At 55.7% G+C, this 18,394-nt stretch carries 15 protein-coding genes; 10 read left to right on the top strand and 5 right to left on the bottom strand.

The features are described from left to right. Positions 1–32: 32 nt before the first annotated feature. The 4 genes from purB to AC6I8X_RS07980 all read left to right on the top strand — a co-directional run bounded on the left by purB (position 33) and on the right by AC6I8X_RS07980 (position 4,820). Entirely contained in the window at positions 33–1,403 is a 1,371-nt protein-coding gene (gene purB / locus AC6I8X_RS07995; RefSeq protein ID WP_313686246.1) for an adenylosuccinate lyase, read from the top strand. Between the two features lie 105 nt (positions 1,404–1,508). Continuing rightward, positions 1,509–2,177, top strand: coding sequence for a two-component system response regulator PhoP (gene phoP, locus AC6I8X_RS07990; RefSeq protein ID WP_208714670.1), 669 nt, complete (start codon positions 1,509–1,511; stop codon positions 2,175–2,177). Positions 2,178–2,180: 3 nt separating this feature from the next. After that, entirely contained in the window at positions 2,181–3,641 is a 1,461-nt protein-coding gene (gene phoQ / locus AC6I8X_RS07985; RefSeq protein ID WP_084873917.1) for a two-component system sensor histidine kinase PhoQ, read from the top strand. A gap of 57 nt (positions 3,642–3,698) precedes the next feature. Beyond that, the gene (locus tag AC6I8X_RS07980) at positions 3,699–4,820 is read left to right on the top strand and encodes a ribosomal protein uL16 3-hydroxylase (protein ID WP_497840853.1); all 1,122 of its coding nucleotides are present in this window, start codon (positions 3,699–3,701) and stop codon (positions 4,818–4,820) included. Between the two features lie 90 nt (positions 4,821–4,910). Here the strand turns inward: AC6I8X_RS07980 and pepT are convergent, their stop codons facing one another. Next, on the bottom strand, positions 4,911–6,137 hold the full coding sequence (gene pepT, locus AC6I8X_RS07975; protein WP_313688357.1) for a peptidase T: 1,227 nt from the start codon (positions 6,135–6,137) through the stop codon (positions 4,911–4,913). Between the two features lie 305 nt (positions 6,138–6,442). Here pepT and potA point away from each other — a divergent pair, with 305 nt between their 5' ends. Genes potA through potD form a run of 4 tightly spaced genes read left to right on the top strand, consistent with a single transcriptional unit; the run spans position 6,443 to position 10,226 of the window. Continuing rightward, positions 6,443–7,558, top strand: coding sequence for a spermidine/putrescine ABC transporter ATP-binding protein PotA (gene potA / locus AC6I8X_RS07970; RefSeq protein WP_497840852.1), 1,116 nt, complete (start codon positions 6,443–6,445; stop codon positions 7,556–7,558). Next, positions 7,551–8,402, top strand: coding sequence for a spermidine/putrescine ABC transporter permease PotB (gene potB / locus AC6I8X_RS07965; protein ID WP_313688366.1), 852 nt, complete (start codon positions 7,551–7,553; stop codon positions 8,400–8,402). The genes potA and potB overlap by 8 nt, the downstream gene beginning before the upstream one ends. Further along, entirely contained in the window at positions 8,399–9,172 is a 774-nt protein-coding gene (gene potC, locus AC6I8X_RS07960; protein ID WP_299452118.1) for a spermidine/putrescine ABC transporter permease PotC, read from the top strand. Before potB ends, potC begins: the two co-directional genes overlap by 4 nt. Positions 9,173–9,182: 10 nt before the next feature. Beyond that, complete coding sequence (gene potD / locus AC6I8X_RS07955; RefSeq protein WP_497840851.1) at positions 9,183–10,226, top strand: spermidine/putrescine ABC transporter substrate-binding protein PotD; 1,044 nt, start codon at positions 9,183–9,185, stop codon at positions 10,224–10,226. Positions 10,227–10,316: 90 nt separating this feature from the next. On the opposite strand, the gene cobB is transcribed toward potD, so the two are convergent. From cobB to lolC, 4 genes are read right to left on the bottom strand one after another with little or no spacing between them, the layout of a single operon-like run. Then, positions 10,317–11,150: a Sir2 family NAD+-dependent deacetylase gene (cobB, locus tag AC6I8X_RS07950; protein ID WP_497840850.1), complete on the bottom strand. Its 834-nt coding sequence runs from the start codon at positions 11,148–11,150 to the stop codon at positions 10,317–10,319. A 52-nt stretch (positions 11,151–11,202) separates the two neighbouring features. Beyond that, entirely contained in the window at positions 11,203–12,447 is a 1,245-nt protein-coding gene (gene lolE, locus AC6I8X_RS07945; protein ID WP_497840849.1) for a lipoprotein-releasing ABC transporter permease subunit LolE, read from the bottom strand. Next, positions 12,447–13,148, bottom strand: coding sequence for a lipoprotein-releasing ABC transporter ATP-binding protein LolD (lolD, locus tag AC6I8X_RS07940; RefSeq protein WP_084873908.1), 702 nt, complete (start codon positions 13,146–13,148; stop codon positions 12,447–12,449). The genes lolE and lolD overlap by 1 nt, the downstream gene beginning before the upstream one ends. Then, the gene (lolC, locus tag AC6I8X_RS07935) at positions 13,141–14,340 is read right to left on the bottom strand and encodes a lipoprotein-releasing ABC transporter permease subunit LolC (RefSeq protein ID WP_084873907.1); all 1,200 of its coding nucleotides are present in this window, start codon (positions 14,338–14,340) and stop codon (positions 13,141–13,143) included. Before lolC ends, lolD begins: the two co-directional genes overlap by 8 nt. Before the next feature lie 230 nt (positions 14,341–14,570). Between lolC and AC6I8X_RS07930 the strand changes: the two genes are divergently transcribed. Then, the gene (locus AC6I8X_RS07930; protein WP_084878417.1) at positions 14,571–14,780 is read left to right on the top strand and encodes a hypothetical protein; all 210 of its coding nucleotides are present in this window, start codon (positions 14,571–14,573) and stop codon (positions 14,778–14,780) included. A 93-nt stretch (positions 14,781–14,873) separates the two neighbouring features. Then, complete coding sequence (gene mfd, locus AC6I8X_RS07925) at positions 14,874–18,317, top strand: transcription-repair coupling factor (protein WP_497840848.1); 3,444 nt, start codon at positions 14,874–14,876, stop codon at positions 18,315–18,317. The last annotated feature ends 77 nt before the right edge of the window (positions 18,318–18,394 follow it).

Genomic DNA, 18,394 nt, shown 5'->3' with positions numbered 1-18,394 from the left:
ACGCTTTGTTAAACGATTCAGGAGTTGCACTGATGGAATTATCCTCTCTGACCGCCGTCTCACCTGTCGATGGTCGTTACGGCGATAAAGTCAGCCCACTGCGCGCGATTTTCAGCGAATACGGTTTGCTGAAATTCCGCGTTGAGGTTGAAGTTCGCTGGTTACAGAAACTGGCCGCGACCGCAGAGATCAAGGAAGTTCCTGCATTTGATGCTGACGCAAACGCTTTCCTTGATGCGATTGTCACTAATTTCAACGAAACCGACGCTGCACGCATTAAAACCATCGAGCGCACCACCAACCACGACGTAAAAGCGGTGGAATATTTTCTGAAAGAGAAAGTGGCTGATGTACCGGCACTGCACGCAGTCTCTGAATTTATCCACTTTGCCTGCACCTCTGAAGATATCAACAACCTGTCGCATGCACTGATGCTGGAAACGGCACGCCGTGAGGTGATCCTGCCTTACTGGAGCAAAATCATTGCGGCAGTGAAAGGCCTGGCACAGGAATATCGCGACATTCCGTTGCTGTCACGTACCCATGGTCAGCCCGCTACCCCTTCCACCATGGGTAAAGAGATGGCTAACGTCGCTTACCGCATGGAGCGTCAGCTGCGTCAGCTCGGCAACATCGAAGTGCTGGGTAAAATCAACGGCGCGGTCGGTAACTATAACGCCCACATCGCCGCCTACCCGGAAGTGGACTGGCACCAGCTGAGCGAAGCCTTTGTCACCTCGCTGGGCATCACCTGGAACCCGTACACCACGCAGATCGAACCGCATGACTACATCGCTGAAATGTTTGACTGCATGGCGCGTTTCAACACCATTTTGATCGATTTTGACCGTGATATCTGGGGCTACGTTGCCCTGAATCACTTCAAACAAAAAACCATCGCTGGTGAAATCGGCTCTTCCACCATGCCACATAAAGTTAACCCGATTGACTTCGAAAACTCCGAAGGCAACCTCGGTCTGGCCAATGCGGTGATGCAGCATCTGGCAAGCAAACTGCCGGTGTCGCGCTGGCAGCGTGATTTGACCGACTCCACCGTACTGCGTAATCTCGGTGTTGGCGTCGGCTATGCGCTGATCGCCTACCAGGCGACGCTGAAAGGTATCTCCAAGCTGGAAGTGAACCGTGACCGTCTGCTTGACGAGCTGGATCACAACTGGGAAGTGCTGGCTGAGCCGATCCAGACCGTGATGCGCCGTTACGGCATTGAGAAGCCGTACGAGAAACTGAAAGAACTGACCCGTGGCAAACGCGTTGATGCTGCCGGTATGCAGGCGTTTATTGATGGTCTTGAACTGCCGGAAGAGGAGAAAGTGCGTCTGAAGCAGATGACGCCTGCCAATTACCTTGGCCGTGCCGTGCAGATGGTTGATGATCTGAAATAATCACCCGTTAACACAGGCGTGTCACGGCTCGCCTGTGTTAATCTGCGGTTTAGCTGGTTTCGCATATACTTTGCTCCATCAATGAGTTGAAAGTAAGGAAAAACTATGCGTGTTCTGGTCGTGGAAGATAATGCGCTGCTGCGTCATCACCTTGCCGTGCAATTGCGCGAAATGGGTCACCAGGTGGATGCCGCAGAAGATGCGAAAGAAGCTGATTATTTCCTCCAGGAGCATATTCCGGACATCGCGCTGGTTGATCTGGGCCTGCCGGACGAAGATGGTATGTCACTGATCCGCCGCTGGCGTGGCGAAGCCATTCGTCAGCCAATTCTGGTGCTTACCGCCCGTGAAGGCTGGCAGGCAAAAGTCGAAGCGCTGGAAGCTGGTGCTGACGACTACGTCACCAAACCGTTCCATATCGAAGAGGTTGCAGCCCGTTTGCAGGCGTTAATGCGTCGTAACAGTGGCCATGCTTCGCAAATCATCTCAATGCCGCCGTTCCAGGTTGATCTCTCGCGTCGCGAGCTGACGGTAAATGATGAGCCGGTTAAACTGACGGCCTTTGAATACACCATCGTCGAAACCCTCATCCGCAACGCCGGAAAAGTGGTCAGCAAAGACTCGCTGATGCTGCAACTCTATCCTGATGCTGAATTACGTGAAAGCCACACTATTGATGTGCTGATGGGTCGTTTACGTAAAAAAATTCTCGCGCTCTACCCGACTGAAGTGATCAACACGGTACGCGGTCAGGGCTATCGTTTCGATCTCTGATCAATGAACTGGTTTCATCGCCTGCGCCCCTTTTCCCTGCGCGCCCGCTTTCTGCTGGCGACGGCAGCCATTGTGCTGTTTCTGTCGCTCTCCTACGGCATGGTGGCGGTAGTGGGTTATGTGGTGAGTTTCGACAAAAACACCTATCGCGTGATGCGCGGCGAAAGCAACCTGTTCTTTACCCTTGCGCAGTGGCAGGACAACCGGCTGACCATTGCCCAGCCAGAGCGTATGACGCTCAACTTCCCGACGCTGGTATTTATCTACGACGAACACGGCAAACTGCTGTGGCAGCAGCGCGATGTGCCGGAAATCCGCCGCAAAATTCGGCGCGAGTGGCTACTCAAGCCTGACTTCTACGAAATAGATACCAGCAACCGCACCAGCCTGGCGGCGATGGGCAACAACCTGGTGGCGCAGAAACAGCTTCACGCCCTGGACACTAACAGCAACGATACCTTTACCCACTCGGTTGCGGTCAACCGCTATGACGCCACCACCAACTTACCGGCGCTGACCATTGTGGTGGTCGATTCGATCCCACAGGAACTCCAGCATTCCGATGTGGTGTGGTCATGGTTCAGCTACGTGCTGGCAGCCAATCTGCTGCTGGTGATCCCGCTGCTGTGGCTGGCCGCGCACTGGAGCCTGCGGCCGATTGGACATCTCACTTCTCAGGTGCGCGAGCTGGAAACCGGTCAGCGGGAGAATCTGGATGATAATCCTCCCCAGGAACTGCGCAGTCTGGTACGCAACCTGAATTTATTGCTCACCAATGAGCGCCAGCGTTATACCCGCTATCGCACCACGCTTTCCGACCTTACTCACAGCCTGAAGACGCCGCTGGCGGTGTTGCAAAGTACGTTGCGTTCGCTGCGCAGCGGTAAAGACCTGACAGTGGAACAGGCGGAGCCGGTGATGCTGGAGCAAATCAGCCGTATCTCGCAGCAGATCGGTTATTACCTGCATCGTGCCAGTATGCAGGCCGATCACAACCCGTTGCAGCGCGATTTGCATTCCGTCTCAGCGCTACTCGATAGCCTGTGTTCAGCGCTGAATAAGGTTTATCAGCGTAAAGGGGTGGAAATCACCCTCGATATCTCTCCCGAACTGACCTTTATCGGCGATCAGAATGACTTTATGGAAGTGCTGGGCAATGTGCTGGATAACGCCTGCAAATATTGTCTGGAGTTTATTGAAGTCAGTGCACGGCAAACCGATAAAGCGTTGCATCTGTTTATCGACGATGATGGCCCCGGTATCCCCGAAAGTAAGCGCGATTTAATCTTCGTGCGCGGTCAGCGCGCCGACACCCTGCGACCAGGCCAGGGATTAGGTCTGGCAGTGGTTCGCGACATTCTGGAGCAGTACGCCGGTCAGGTTATCGCCACCACCAGCCCGCTTGGGGGCGCGCGTATGGAAGTCATTTTCCAGCGTCAGGAAGTTGAACATCGTCGCGAGTAGAAAGGCGCGCGGGCTGTTATACTTGCAGGCATTCATGGCCCTAACCGGAACCCTTCTATGGATTATCAGCTCGATCTTAACTGGCCCGACTTTATTCAGCGCTACTGGCAAAAACGCCCGGTGGTGCTTAAACGTGGTTTTAAAAACTTTATTGACCCAATTTCTCCTGATGAGCTGGCCGGTCTGGCAATGGAAAACGAGGTGGACAGCCGCCTGGTGAGCCATAACAACGGTAAATGGCAGGTGAGCCATGGTCCGTTTGAAAGCTACGATCATCTCGGTGAAAACAACTGGTCGCTGCTGGTACAGGCAGTGAACCACTGGCATGAACCTTCGGCGGCGCTGATGCGCCCATTCCGCTTCCTGCCCGACTGGCGCATTGACGATCTGATGATCTCTTTTGCCGTGCCTGGCGGCGGTGTGGGTCCGCATTTCGACCAGTACGATGTGTTTATCATTCAGGGCACCGGTCGTCGTCGCTGGCGTGTCGGCGAGAAAGTGCCGATGAAGCAGCATTGCCCGCATCCCGACCTGCTCCAGGTGGAACCCTTTGACGCCATCATTGATGAAGAGATGGAACCGGGTGACATCCTCTATATCCCGCCGGGATTCCCGCACGAAGGTTACTCACTGGAAAACGCACTGAACTATTCGGTAGGTTTCCGTGCGCCAAGCGGTCGCGAGCTGATCAGCGGTTTTGCCGACTACGTGCTGGCTCACGAACTGGGCAGCTATCGCTATAGCGATCCCGATGTGCCGACGCGTGAATGTCCGTCACAAATTCTTCCTTCCGAGGTGGAGGGTATCCGTGCCGCGATGCTGGATGTGATCAATCAGCCCGAACAGTTTAATCAGTGGTTTGGCGAATTTATTTCGCAGTCACGCCACGAGCTGGATATCGCACCGCCGGAGCCGCCCTATCAGCCAGATGAAATCTATGATGCGCTGCAACAGGGTGATGCCCTGACGCGCCTCGGTGGGTTACGCGTGCTGACGCTGGGTGATGGGGTATTCGTCAACGGCGAGCGCGTGGCCTGTAGCCACCCGGAAGTGCTGGCGGCGCTGGCACATCGTCAGGTACTCACGCTGGAAGACTTTGGTGAAGCACTGAACGATCCTTCACTTCTGGCGCAGGTCGCCGCGCTGGTGAACAGCGGTTATTGGTACTTCGCGGATTAACAACATGCACTGAGCCGTAGCGGCGCGATTCATCGCGCAATTCCGTGCGCTATATCGGAAAAGACGCGCGATAAATCGCGCCGCTACGGTTTATTTCTTCTCAGCCACCAGCGCCGAAATGCGCACAATCACATCCACCGCCTGCGCCATCACGTTCAGTGAAGCGAACTCGTGTTTGCCGTGATAGTTGTAGCCACCGGTAAACAGGTTCGGGCACGGCAGTCCTTTCCACGACAACGCTGAACCGTCGGTGCCACCGCGAATCGGTTTCACGTTTGGTTCAATGCCGCAGTCACGCATCGCCTGCAACGCCAGTTCGATAATGTGCGGATGCGGTTCCACTTTCTCGCGCATATTACGGTAGCTGTCGCTGATCTCGACTTTTATCGAACATTCCCCGTGCAACCCTTTGCTGATACGGCGACCAATCTCTTCCAGCAGTTGCTTACGTTTGGCGTAGTTATCCGCATCAAAGTCACGAATGATGTACTGCATCTCGGCATGTTCAACTGTGCCTTTGATGTTATGCAGATGGTAGAAACCTTCGTAGCCTTCGGTGAATTGCGGCTTCTCCTGCCCCGGAACTTCAGCGTGAAAGCGCATCGCCAGTTCCAGCGCGTTCACCATCACCCCTTTGGCAGTCCCCGGATGCACGTTGTTACCGACAATCTTGACTGTCGCTGATGCCGCATTGAAGTTCTCAAACTCGAACTCACCCAGGTCGCTACCATCCACGGTGTAAGCCCAGTCGGCGGCAAACTCTTCGATATCAAAGTATGACGGACCACGGCCAATCTCTTCGTCCGGCGTAAAGGCAACACGAATCGCACCATGCGGAATGTCCCCCTGGGCGAGGCGTGCCATGGCGGTCATGATTTCCGCCACCCCGGCTTTATCATCCGCTCCGAGCAACGTTTTACCATCGGTGGTGACCAGCGTATGGCCGATTAACTTATGCAGTACCGGGAACATCACCGGCGAAAGAATTTCATCACCGTTGCCAAGGGCAATATCTCCGCCGCGGTAATTTTCAATAATCTGCGGATTAACGTTTTTCGCTGTGAAATCCGGTGAGGTATCCATATGCGAAATAAAACCGATCACCGGGGTCGGCCAGTCAACATTCGCCGGTAAAGTGCCCATAACACAGCAATGGTCACTTAACGTCACATCCACAAAACCTAAAGCCAGCAGCTCTTCCTGGAGCTGACGCGCCAGCGTCCACTGCCCTTCGCTGCTTGGGACCTGTCGTGCCTGTGGTTTGGATTGGGTTTCAATCGCCACATAACTGAGAAAGCGCTCAAGTAATTGATCCATCGGTCATCCCTCTAAAGAACCTGCATTTATTATCATTGGTCACTGGCGACGCGTTGTTGCGTCAAATCATTATCCATCAGGTTAGTCCCGTCATGATGATTTGCTCAATCATCGGATGCAGAAAGATTTCCCGTGCCGCTGCATGTCGCTACAGCATACTCCGTTCTTTTTCAGACTTTTCAAGGTAATTCCACGTGGAAACATGGCATTGGCGCATTTTTCAGGTATTATCCCGCCCTTCATCACGGCTGGCCGCTGCGTGCGACTATGCTGTAATCAGATCATTTTCAGACTGAGTGACTAAAATGACGCAAACATGCGCACAACAGGCGCTGGTTACGCTTTCTGGCATCAGTAAAGCCTTCGATGATAAATCCATCATCTCCGATTTCCAGCTGACTATCCGTCATGGTGAATTTATCACCCTGCTCGGTCCCTCCGGCTGCGGTAAAACCACCATTCTGCGCCTGATCGCCGGGCTGGAAGATGCCGACCAGGGTCGCATCGTCCTCGATGGCAATGACATTACCGACACGCCTGCCGAGCACCGCCATATCAATACGGTGTTCCAGAGCTATGCGTTGTTCCCTCATATGTCGGTGTTTGAAAACGTGGCGTTTGGCCTGCGGATGCAGAAAACCCCGGCGGCGGAGATAAACCGTCGCGTCAATGACGCGCTGGCCATGGTGCAACTGGAAAGTTTTGCCGACAGACGTCCTCATCAGCTGTCAGGCGGCCAGCAACAGCGTGTCGCCATTGCGCGTGCGGTGGTGAACCGACCCAAAGTGTTGCTGCTGGACGAATCACTCTCCGCGCTGGATTACAAGCTGCGTAAACAGATGCAGAACGAGCTGAAAGCGTTGCAGCGCAAGCTCGGCATCACCTTTGTGTTCGTCACGCACGACCAGGAAGAAGCGCTGACCATGTCCGATCGCATCGTGGTGATGCGCGATGGTCGTATCGAGCAGGACGGTACGCCACGCGAGATCTACGAAGAACCGGCCAATTTGTTTGTCGCGCGCTTTATCGGCGAAATCAACGTGTTTGACGCTGAGGTGGTAAGCAGTGACAACGCCCCCAGCGTGCGCGCCCGCGTGGAAGGACGGGAATGTGATATCCACTGCCCTTTCCCGGTGGTGCCTGGTGACAAATTACATGTCCTGCTGCGCCCGGAAGATTTGCGCGTTGAAGAGATCGATCACGACAGCCGCAGCGAGCATCTGGTGGGCTACGTGCGTGAGCGGAACTATAAAGGGATGACGCTGGAATCCACCGTTGAACTGGAAAATGGCAAGCTCCTGACGGTGAGCGAATTTTTCAATGAGGACGACCCCGATTTTGACCATTCGCTGAACCAGAAAATGGCGGTGAGCTGGGTGCAGAGCTGGGAGGTGGTGCTGCCGTATGAAGCTGATGCGTAACCGCCTGCAAAGCGCCATCGTGGTGATGATTGTCGGCTGGCTGACGCTCTTTGTGTTGCTGCCGAATCTGATGATTTTTGTCACCAGTTTTCTGACACGCGACGATGCACATTTTGTCAGTATGGTGTTTACCCTCAACAACTACAGTCGCCTGCTCGACCCGCTTTACGCCGAAGTGTTGTTGCACTCGCTGAATATGGCGGTCATCGCCACCCTGTGCTGCCTGCTGCTCGGTTATCCCTTTGCCTGGTGCCTGACAAAATTGCCGGAGCGCCTGCGCCCGCTGATGCTGTTTCTGCTGATTGTGCCGTTCTGGACCAACTCATTGATCCGCATCTACGGCCTGAAAATTTTTCTCAGCACCCGGGGCTGGCTGAACGAGTTTCTGCTGTGGCTGGGCGTCATCGACCAGCCCTTTCGCATCATGTACACGCCAGAAGCGGTGATCCTGGGGCTGATCTATATCCTGCTGCCGTTTATGGTGCTGCCGCTCTACTCCAGCCTGGAAAAACTGGATAAAGCCTGTCTGGAGGCCGCGCGCGACCTCGGAGCCAATACGCTGCAACGTTTTATACGCATCATTCTGCCACTCACTATGCCCGGTATCGTCGCCGGTTGCCTGCTGGTCTTGATCCCGGCGATGGGGCTGTTTTATGTTTCTGACCTGATGGGTGGCGCGAAAAATCTGTTGATTGGCAACGTGATCAAAAGCCAGTTCCTCAATATTCGCGACTGGCCATTTGGTGCCGCGACCAGCATCGTCATGACGCTATTGATGGGGCTGATGTTGCTGTTTTACTGGCGCGCTGCACGCCTGCTGAATAACAAAGTGGAGCTGCAATGATGGCTCGCTGGTTACGCGCTAGCTTTATGGCAGTGATTTATGCCTGGTTTTATATTCCGATCATTATCCTGATCGTCAATTCGTTCAACGCCTCACGCTTCGGTATCAACTGGCAGGGTTTCAGTACCCAGTGGTATGCCTTGCTGGTGAATAACGACAGCCTGTTACAGGCGGCACAGCACTCGCTGCTGATGGGGGTGTTATCCGCCAGCTGCGCCACGCTGATCGGCTCGCTGACGGCGGTGGCGCTGTATCGCTACCGTTTTCGCGGTAAACCTTTCGTCAGTGGCATGCTGTTTGTGGTGATGATGTCACCGGACATTGTGATGGCGATTTCGCTGCTGGTGCTGTTTATGCTGCTCGGCATCTCGCTGGGGTTCTGGTCGCTGTTGTTTTCTCACATCACCTTTTGCCTGCCGTTTGTGGTGATTACCGTTTACTCGCGCCTGAAAGGCTTTGATGTGCGGATGCTGGAAGCAGCAAAAGATCTGGGTGCCAGTGAAATCACTATCTTGCGCAAGATTCTGCTGCCGCTGGCGCTACCTGCGGTGGCGGCGGGCTGGTTGTTGAGCTTTACCCTGTCGATGGACGATGTGGTGGTCTCCTCCTTCGTCACCGGCCCGACGTTTGAAATTCTGCCGTTGAAAATTTATTCGATGGTGAAAGTCGGCGTATCACCTGAGGTGAATGCACTGGCCACTATTTTGCTGCTGCTGTCGCTGCTATTGGTGACAGCCAGCCAGCTGTTATTGCGGGATAAAACCAAATAGAGGACAACCGATGAAAAAATGGTCTCACTGGCTGGCGGCTGGGGCGCTGGCACTGGGTATGCAGAGCGCGCAGGCGGATGACAGCAACACGCTCTATTTCTACAACTGGACCGAATATGTCCCACCGGGCCTGCTGGAGCAGTTCACCAAAGAAACCGGCATCAAGGTGATTTATTCCACCTACGAATCCAATGAAAGCATGTATGCCAAGCTGAAAACCTGGAAAGATGGCGCTTACGACCTGGTGGTGCCCTCCACCTATTTCATCGCCAAAATGCGCAATGAAGGCATGCTGCAAAAGATTGATAAGTCGCAGCTGAGCAACTTTCACAACCTCGATCCGAACCTGCTGAATAAGCCGTTCGATCCCAATAATGACTATTCGATTCCCTATATCTGGGGTGCCACCGCCATTGGCGTCAATACCGATGCGATCGACCCGAAAAGCATCACCAGCTGGGCGGATTTGTGGAAACCGGAATACAAGCAGAGCCTGCTGCTGACCGATGACGCGCGTGAAGTCTTCCAGATGGCACTGCGCAAGCTGGGTTATTCGGGCAACACACGCGACCCGAAAGAGATCGAAGCCGCTTACGAAGAGCTGAAGAAACTGATGCCGAACGTGCTGGCATTTAACTCCGATAACCCTGGCAACCCTTATATGGAAGGCGAGGTGAATCTCGGCATGATCTGGAACGGTTCAGCGTATGTGGCCCGTCAGGCCGGTACACCGTTGCAGGTGGTATGGCCGAAAGAAGGCGGCATTTTCTGGATGGATAATCTGGCGATCCCGACTAATGCGAAAAACAAAGCCGGCGCGCTGAAGTTAATTAACTTCCTGTTGCGCCCGGACGTGGCGGCAAAAGTGGCGGAAACCATCGGCTACCCGACGCCGAATCTGGCGGCGAAAAAACTGCTGCCGCAGGCGGTTGCCAACGATCCATCGTTGTATCCGTCGGCAGAGGTGATTAAAAACGGTGAGTGGCAGAACGATGTGGGGGATGCCAGCGTACAGTACGAGACGTTGTTCCAGAAACTGAAGGCGGGACGGTAGCGCCTCAACACGCGCGATAAATCGCGCCGCTACAAATGCGTGCTGGTTGCGTAGCGGCGCGATTTATCGCGCAAATTTCGTCAGCGGCGGTTATTTATACAACCCACGCAGAAAGGTGTGCACAAACGCCGGAACCACTTCGCTTGCCAGACCATACTGGCTCTCAGCAAACTCGTTACCCACCTGGCTCGGTTCCAGGTTCAGTTCCACGGTATGCGCGCCTTGCACCTTCGCCTCATGGACAAAACCGGCGGCCGGATAGACGTGGCCGGAAGTACCGATGGCAATAAACAGATTCGCGCGGTCCAGCGCCTGATAAATCTCTTCCATGCCCAGCGGCATTTCGCCAAACCACACCACATGCGGGCGCAGCAGTGAGGGGAACTGACAACAGGTACAGCGATCGTCCGGGGTGAGATCCTCTTGCCAGTCAATCACCTGGCCGCTACTGACGCAACGCACCTTCAGTAGCTCACCGTGCATATGCAGCACGCGCTGGCTTCCGGCGCGTTCGTGCAAATCATCAATATTCTGCGTCACCAGCAGGAAATTATCCCCCAACACCTGCTCCAGCTCAGCCAGTGCCTGGTGTGCCGCATTCGGCTGAATCTCCGGTTGTTGCAACTGACGACGGCGCGCATTGTAGAACGCCTGCACCAGCGCCGGATCGCGCCGGAAGCCTTCCGGGGTCGCCACATCTTCCACCCGGTGTTCTTCCCATAAACCATCAGCAGCACGAAAGGTACGAATACCCGACTCCGCCGAGATCCCCGCCCCGGTCAGCACCACCACATGCGGCAATGGATGTGCCGCCAGCTCCGCTTTCCGGTCGCGCTCAAAAATACGCTGGCGAAAACGCTGATGCACTTTACGGCGCGTCTTTTTATAGCGGGCGAGTCGTACGCGGCGACGGAGAGTGCGCATAAAGGCTCCTTAATCTGCGCAACCGCTCTGCCGCAGTTGCGCTGGTTTGCAGTTATTGCCCGCTTAATACGCGGGCTGGATCGATGCGGCTGGCGCGCCGCGCCGGGTACCAGCTGGCAAGCAGGCTCAAAATTATAGCCGTAGCCAGCACCGAAATCACATCCAGCCAGTGCAGTTCCGACGGCAGGAAATCAATAAAATAAATATCCCCTGCCAGCAGCTGATGGCCGGTGAGATGCTCCAGTCCGCGCATAATCGGCGTCAGATTCAGCGCCACCACCACGCCAACCACCACACCGCTGACGCTACCCAGCAATCCGGCCAGCAGGCCGTACCAGATGAAGATGGCACGAATCAGACCATCTTTGGCACCAAGGGTACGCAGCACCGCGATATCGCTGCTTTTATCCTTCACCGCCATCACCAGCGTTGACACGATATTGAAGCAGGCCACACCAATCACCAGCACCATCGCCAGATACATAATGGCGCGAATCATCTGGATATCGCGATACATATAACCGTATGTGCCAATCCAGCTGCGGATATAGACGTAAGAATGCGTCACTTCACCGGCATCACGCACCAGCTTCTGTGCTTTGAACGGGTCGTTCATTTTCAGCGCGATACCGCTGACGCTGTCACCCATATCCAGATAATTCTGCGCATCAGCCAGCGGTACCAGCGCCAGACTGTGATCGAGCATACCGCTCAGTTGCAGAATGCCGCTCACCTGCAAACGAATCCGTTTGGGTTCCAGCAGCTTATTCTGACCATCATTGTTGGGGATCATGATGGTGATCCAGTCGCCCTGCTTCACATTCAGCGATGTCGCAATACCGCCACCCAGAATAATCTGCTGTTTACCGGCCGCAAACTGTGACCAGGCGTTATCGGCGACAAAACGCGGCAGTGCGCTCAGACGGGGTTCCTGTTGTGGATCGACCCCTTTGACCTGCAAAGCCTGTAACTTCGCCCCGCTCTCAATCAGTCCGGTGAAATTCACATAAGGCGCTGCGGCGGCGATACCCGGCACCTGCTCAATCGGGGCAATCATCGGCTGCCAGTTACGGAATGGCTGATTAACCGGCTCGATTTCCCCATGTGGCACCACCGCCAGAATGCGGCTGTTGAGCTCACGTTCGAAGCCGTTCATCGCACTTAACCCGATGATCAGCACCGCCACGCCCAGCGCGATACCGACCGTTGAGATAATCGAGATCAGCGACACCATGCCGCCACGCCGACGGCCACGGCTAAAACGCAGCCCCAGCAGCAGGGATAACGAAGGCGTCATTACAGCGCTCCCAGCGTCAAATGTTCGCTCAGCTGGCCGTCACGCATCTCCATCTGACGGCTGAGACGTTTTGCCAGCTGCAAATCATGGGTTACCACCAGAAAGGCGGTGCCCTGGCGGGTGTTCAGTTCTCCCAGCAGCTCAAAGATGGCATCGGCGTTGCGTGCATCGAGGTTACCGGTCGGCTCATCGGCCATCACCAGCCGTGGACGATTCACCAGCGCACGGGCAATTGCCACACGCTGCCGCTCACCACCGGATAGCTCAGAGGGACGATGCGCCGCGCGTTTTTCCAGCCCCACCGCCGCCAGCATCTCACGAGCGCGGGCCTCCGCTTCGCCTTTGGCACTTTTGCCAATCAGCAGCGGCATCGCCACGTTTTCCAGCGCGGTGAAATCCGGCAGCAGATGGTGGAACTGATAGATAAAGCCCAGCTCGCGGTTACGCAGCTCGGCCTTCGCGGAGGAGGACATGGCATTCAGCGATTTGCCGTCGAACACCACATCACCGGAGGTCGGGGCATCCAGACCACCCAGCAGATGCAGCAAGGTACTTTTGCCAGAACCGGAGCTGCCGACAATCGCCGTCAGTTCACCAGGCTGGAGACTGAAAGCCACGTTGCGCAGCACATCGGTCTGCACGCTGCCTTCCTGATAGCGTTTACACAGGTCACGACACTGCAACAAAGGGGTGTTACTCATAACGTAAAGCCTCAGCGGGTTGAACGGCGGCAGCGCGCCATGACGGATAAAGAGTGGAAAGCAGCGCTACGGCCATCGACACCAGCGCAATGGTGACCACCTGCCAGACGTTGATGTCCACCGGCAAGGCGGCACCATCCAGGAACAGGCCAATCACCGGCAGCAGATGGTTTAACTGGCTGGCGAGCAGTACCCCGAGCAGCGTGCCGAGCAACGCGCCGATAATACCCGCGCTGGCTCCCTGCACCATAAACACCGCCACAATCTGACGGCGGGTTAAGCCCTGGGTTTGCAGAATCGCCACTTCGGCCTGCTTTTCCATGATCAGCAGCCCGAGTGACGTAATGATGTTAAAGGCGGCGACGGCAATGATCAGACTGAGCAGCAGCCCCATCATATTTTTCTCCATGCGCACCGCCTGGAACAGGTCACCTTTGCGCTCACGCCAGTCTTTCCATACCAGCCCATCGGCCAGCTTCTGCTGGCTCAGCGCATCCACGCTGAGCGGCTTATCCAGCCACAGACGCCAGCCGGTGATGTTGCCAAGCGGATAGCGCATCACGCGTGAGGCATCCTGTTGGTTGACGAGGATCTGGTAGCCATCGACTTCGCTATTGGCCGCATACGTCCCCGCAACGGTAAAGATACGCTGGCTGGGCACACGGCCAACCGGGGTGAACTGGCTGACAGAGGGCACCATCAGGCGCAATTGATCGCCGCGTTTAACGCCCAGTTGCCCCGCCAGCTGCTCGCCGAGGATGACGTTATATTGGCCTGCCTGGAGCACGCTCTGCTGGGTATTGACCAGATACGGGGTGAGCGGATCTTTCTCATCAGGATTGATACCGAGCATCACGCCAACGGAGACACTGTGGGCGCTCTGCAACACTACATCGGCAGTGGTGAGCGGCGCGATGCGTGTCACGCCTTGCAAATTAAGGCTTTGCGGTGTCAGCTGTTGCGGATTGATGCTGCCTTTGTCGCTGGTGACCAGCGCCTGCGGCATCAGACCGAGGATGTTGCCTTCCAGCTCGCGCTCGAAGCCGTTCATCACCGAGAGCACCGTCACCAGCGCCAGCACGCCCAGCGTGATGCCGATGGTCGAGAGCCAGGAGACGAAGCGACCGAAGCGGTCTGAAGCACGTCCACGCATGTAGCGCAGGCCGATGAATAACGCGACTGGTTGATACATGAGATCCGTCTTGGCAGTAGCCTGAAAATAAGTAGAGGGATGATAAAGGAGCTGCCTGTTTTATGAAACCTCTAACCCTCTGAGTCTGCGGCAAAGTTGCGTCAAAATACGTCACCCTGCAGGTCATTGCACAAAATAGTGACAAAATAATGACGTTAATTGTGCGTTTATTGACCAGTCACTGGGGTAGACTGAATGATGTAGTAATGTTGATTGTGGGGGTACAACATATGTTTAAGTTTCCCAAAGGCAGTATTGTGAAACACAAATCGGGAGAAATAAAAGGCGAGGTTGTTAACGTTTTTGAACAGGGAGATGCACCAACCGGTTATTACGTGAAGTGGGACGATGGTAATCACAGCTACCATCTGGAACAGGAACTCTCCTGGGCCAACATTGACCGCCCGCGTATGCACTATACACAGCAATCGATTAAGTAACGCAACCGGAAAAAAGCACCGCGACAGGTGATCCTCAGGGCGGATTATGGAATGATGACGCCCTGGAATAAAAGGAGAGAATGTCGAGACCCCATGTCCGAACAGAGTCGTTATACCCTGCCAGCGAAAGCCGGTGACCATCGTCAACTCGGTCAACTGCCAGGTGCCGCTCAGGCGGTGGAATGTGCCAGCATCACCGAACGCCATACAGGTCCGGTGCTGATGATTACCCCGGATATGCAATCTGCCCTGCGTCTGCAGGAGGAGATTCGCCAGTTCACCGATCTGCCGGTCAGTAACCTCGCCGACTGGGAAACGCTGCCTTACGACAGCTTCTCGCCCCATCAGGATATCATCTCCGCCCGTCTTTCCACCTTATACCAATTACCGACGCTAACGCATGGCATGCTGATCATGCCGGTGAATACGCTGATGCAGCGCGTTTGCCCACACAGTTTTTTGCACGGCCACGCGCTGGTCATGCAAAAAGGCCAGCAGCTCTCGCGCGATGCCCTGCGTGACCAGCTGGAGCAGGCCGGTTACCGCCATGTTGATCAGGTGATGGAGCACGGTGAATACGCCACGCGCGGCGCACTGCTCGACCTGTTCCCGATGGGCAGCGACCAGCCGTACCGCATTGATTTTTTTGACGACGAGATCGACAGCCTGCGTCTGTTTGATGTCGACACACAGCGCACACTGGAAGCCGTTGATGCCATCAATCTGTTGCCAGCGCACGAGTTTCCCACCGATAAAGCCGCCATTGAACAATTCCGCAGCCGCTGGCGCGAAACCTTTGATGTGCGCCGCGAACCGGAACACGTTTATCAGCAGGTAAGCAAAGGCACGCTGCCCGCCGGGATTGAGTACTGGCAACCGCTGTTTTTCGAACAATCACTGTCAACGCTCTTTAGCTACCTGCCCACTAACACGCTGATTATCAATAGCGGCGACCTGGAAAGCAGCGCGCAGCGTTTCTGGCAGGACATCAACGCCCGCTTCGAAAATCGACGCATCGACCCGATGCGCCCGCTGCTGGAGCCGGTGGAGCTGTGGCTGCGCCCGGATGCGCTGCTTGGCGAGCTGAAAGCCTGGCCACGTATCCAGTTAAGCCACGACACACTGCCGGAAAAAGCCGCCAACACCAATCTCGGCTATCAGGTGCTGCCGGAGTTGACGGTGCAGGCTCAGGCAAAAGCGCCGCTCGACCTGTTACGCCAGTTCCTCGAACAGTTTACCGGTTCGGTGGTGTTCTCGGTGGAGAGCGAGGGCCGCCGCGAAAGCCTGCAGGAATTGCTGGCGCGTATTAAACTGCGCCCACAGCCGATTACCCGTCTGGCGGACGCCAGCCAGCACACGCACAGCCTGATGATTGGTGCCAGCGAGCGGGGCTTTATCGATAGCGAACGTCAGCTGGCTTTTATCTGCGAAAGCGATTTGCTGGGCGAGCGCGTCAGCCGCCGTCGTCAGGATAATCGTCGTACCATCAACCCGGATGTGCTGATCCGCAACCTGGCGGAGTTGCATCCCGGCCAGCCAGTGGTGCATCTGGAACACGGCGTGGGGCGCTATATCGGCCTCACCACCCTTGAGGCTGGCGGTATCGAGGCGGAATACCTGATGCTGTCCTACGCCGGTGACGCCAAACTTTATGTGCCGGTGTCGTCGCTGCATCTGATCAGCCGCTATGCCGGAGGTGCCGACGAAAACGCGCCGCTGCACAAACTGGGCAGCGATGCCTGGTCACGCGCGCGTCAGAAGGCAGCGGAGAAAGTACGCGATGTGGCGGCAGAATTGCTGGATATCTACGCGCAGCGCGCCGCCAAAGCCGGTTACGCCTTTAAGCACGACCGCGATCAATATCAACTGTTCTGTGAAGGTTTCCCGTTTGAAACCACGCCAGACCAGGCGCAGGCCATCAATGCGGTGCTGAGCGATATGTGTCAGCCGCTGGCGATGGACCGTCTGGTGTGCGGTGATGTCGGCTTCGGTAAAACCGAAGTGGCGATGCGCGCCGCGTTTCTGGCGGTGGAAAACGGCAAACAGGTGGCGGTGCTGGTGCCCACCACCCTGCTGGCGCAGCAGCATTACGACAACTTCCGTGACCGCTTCGCCAACTGGCCGGTGCGTATTGAGATGTTGTCACGCTTCCGCAGCGCTAAAGAACAAAACCAGATCCTCGAACAGGCGTCTGAAGGCAAAGTGGATATTCTGATCGGCACCCATAAACTGCTGATGAGTGACCTGAAATGGCACGATCTCGGCCTGTTGATTGTCGATGAAGAACACCGTTTCGGTGTGCGCCATAAGGAGCGTATCAAAGCGATGCGTTCCGATGTCGATATTCTGACCCTCACCGCCACCCCGATTCCGCGAACGCTGAATATGGCGATGAGCGGCATGCGCGATTTGTCAATTATCGCCACGCCACCGGCACGCCGTCTGGCGGTGAAAACCTTTGTACGTGAGTTTGACAGCCTGGTGGTGCGTGAGGCGATCCTGCGTGAAGTGCTGCGTGGCGGCCAGGTTTACTACCTGTTCAACGACGTTGAAAACATTGAAAAAGCCGCCCAGCGCCTGGCAGAACTGGTTCCGGAAGCGCGCATCGCCATCGGTCACGGTCAAATGCGTGAACGCGACCTGGAACGGGTGATGAATGATTTCCACCATCAACGTTTTAACGTGCTGGTATGCACCACCATTATCGAAACCGGTATCGACGTGCCGAGCGCCAATACCATCATCATCGAACGCGCCGACCATTTTGGCCTGGCGCAGCTGCACCAGTTACGTGGTCGAGTGGGTCGTTCGCACCATCAGGCTTACGCCTGGTTGCTGACACCGCATCCCAAAGCCATGACCACCGATGCGCAGAAACGACTGGAAGCCATCGCTTCTCTGGAAGATTTGGGTGCCGGTTTTGCCCTGGCGACCCACGATCTGGAGATCCGCGGTGCCGGGGAATTGCTGGGTGAAGATCAGAGTGGCCAGATGGAAACCATCGGCTTCACGCTGTATATGGAGCTGCTGGAAAGCGCGGTTGACGCTCTGAAGGCCGGGCGCGAGCCGTCGCTGGAAGATCTTACCAGCAACCAGACGGAGATCGAGATGCGTATGCCCGCCCTGCTGCCGGATGACTTCATCCCCGATGTGAACACGCGCCTGTCGTTATACAAACGCATCGCCAGCGCCGGTGATGATGGCGAGCTGGCCGAGCTGAAAGTGGAGATGATTGATCGTTTCGGCAGCTTACCCGATGCGGCACGTAACCTGCTGGATATCGCCGCGCTGCGTTTAGTGGCACGCGAGCTGGGGGTACGACGCATTGAGGCCAGTGAAAAAGGCGGCTTCTTTGAATTCGCCCCTCAGAATCATGTCGATCCTGGCTGGCTGATTGGTCTGCTGCAAAAAGACCCGAAACAATGGAAGCTGGATGGTCCAACGCGCCTGAAATTCACCCGCGATTTAGCCGAACGTAAGTCGCGCATGGACTGGGTGCAAAAATTCGTTGGCGATCTGGCGAATCATCGCGTGTAGACATCTCTGCCTGACATAATGGCGCGATTTATCGCGCCTTTTTTCTCTGCGTTGGATAATTATTCGGTTCCTGACTA

It is taken from the genome of Pantoea sp. X-Soil-TKNS-1280 (assembly GCF_059730475.1).
The sequence above is the reverse complement of the archived record's forward strand: the minus strand, read 5'-3'. Positions and strand labels throughout refer to the sequence as shown.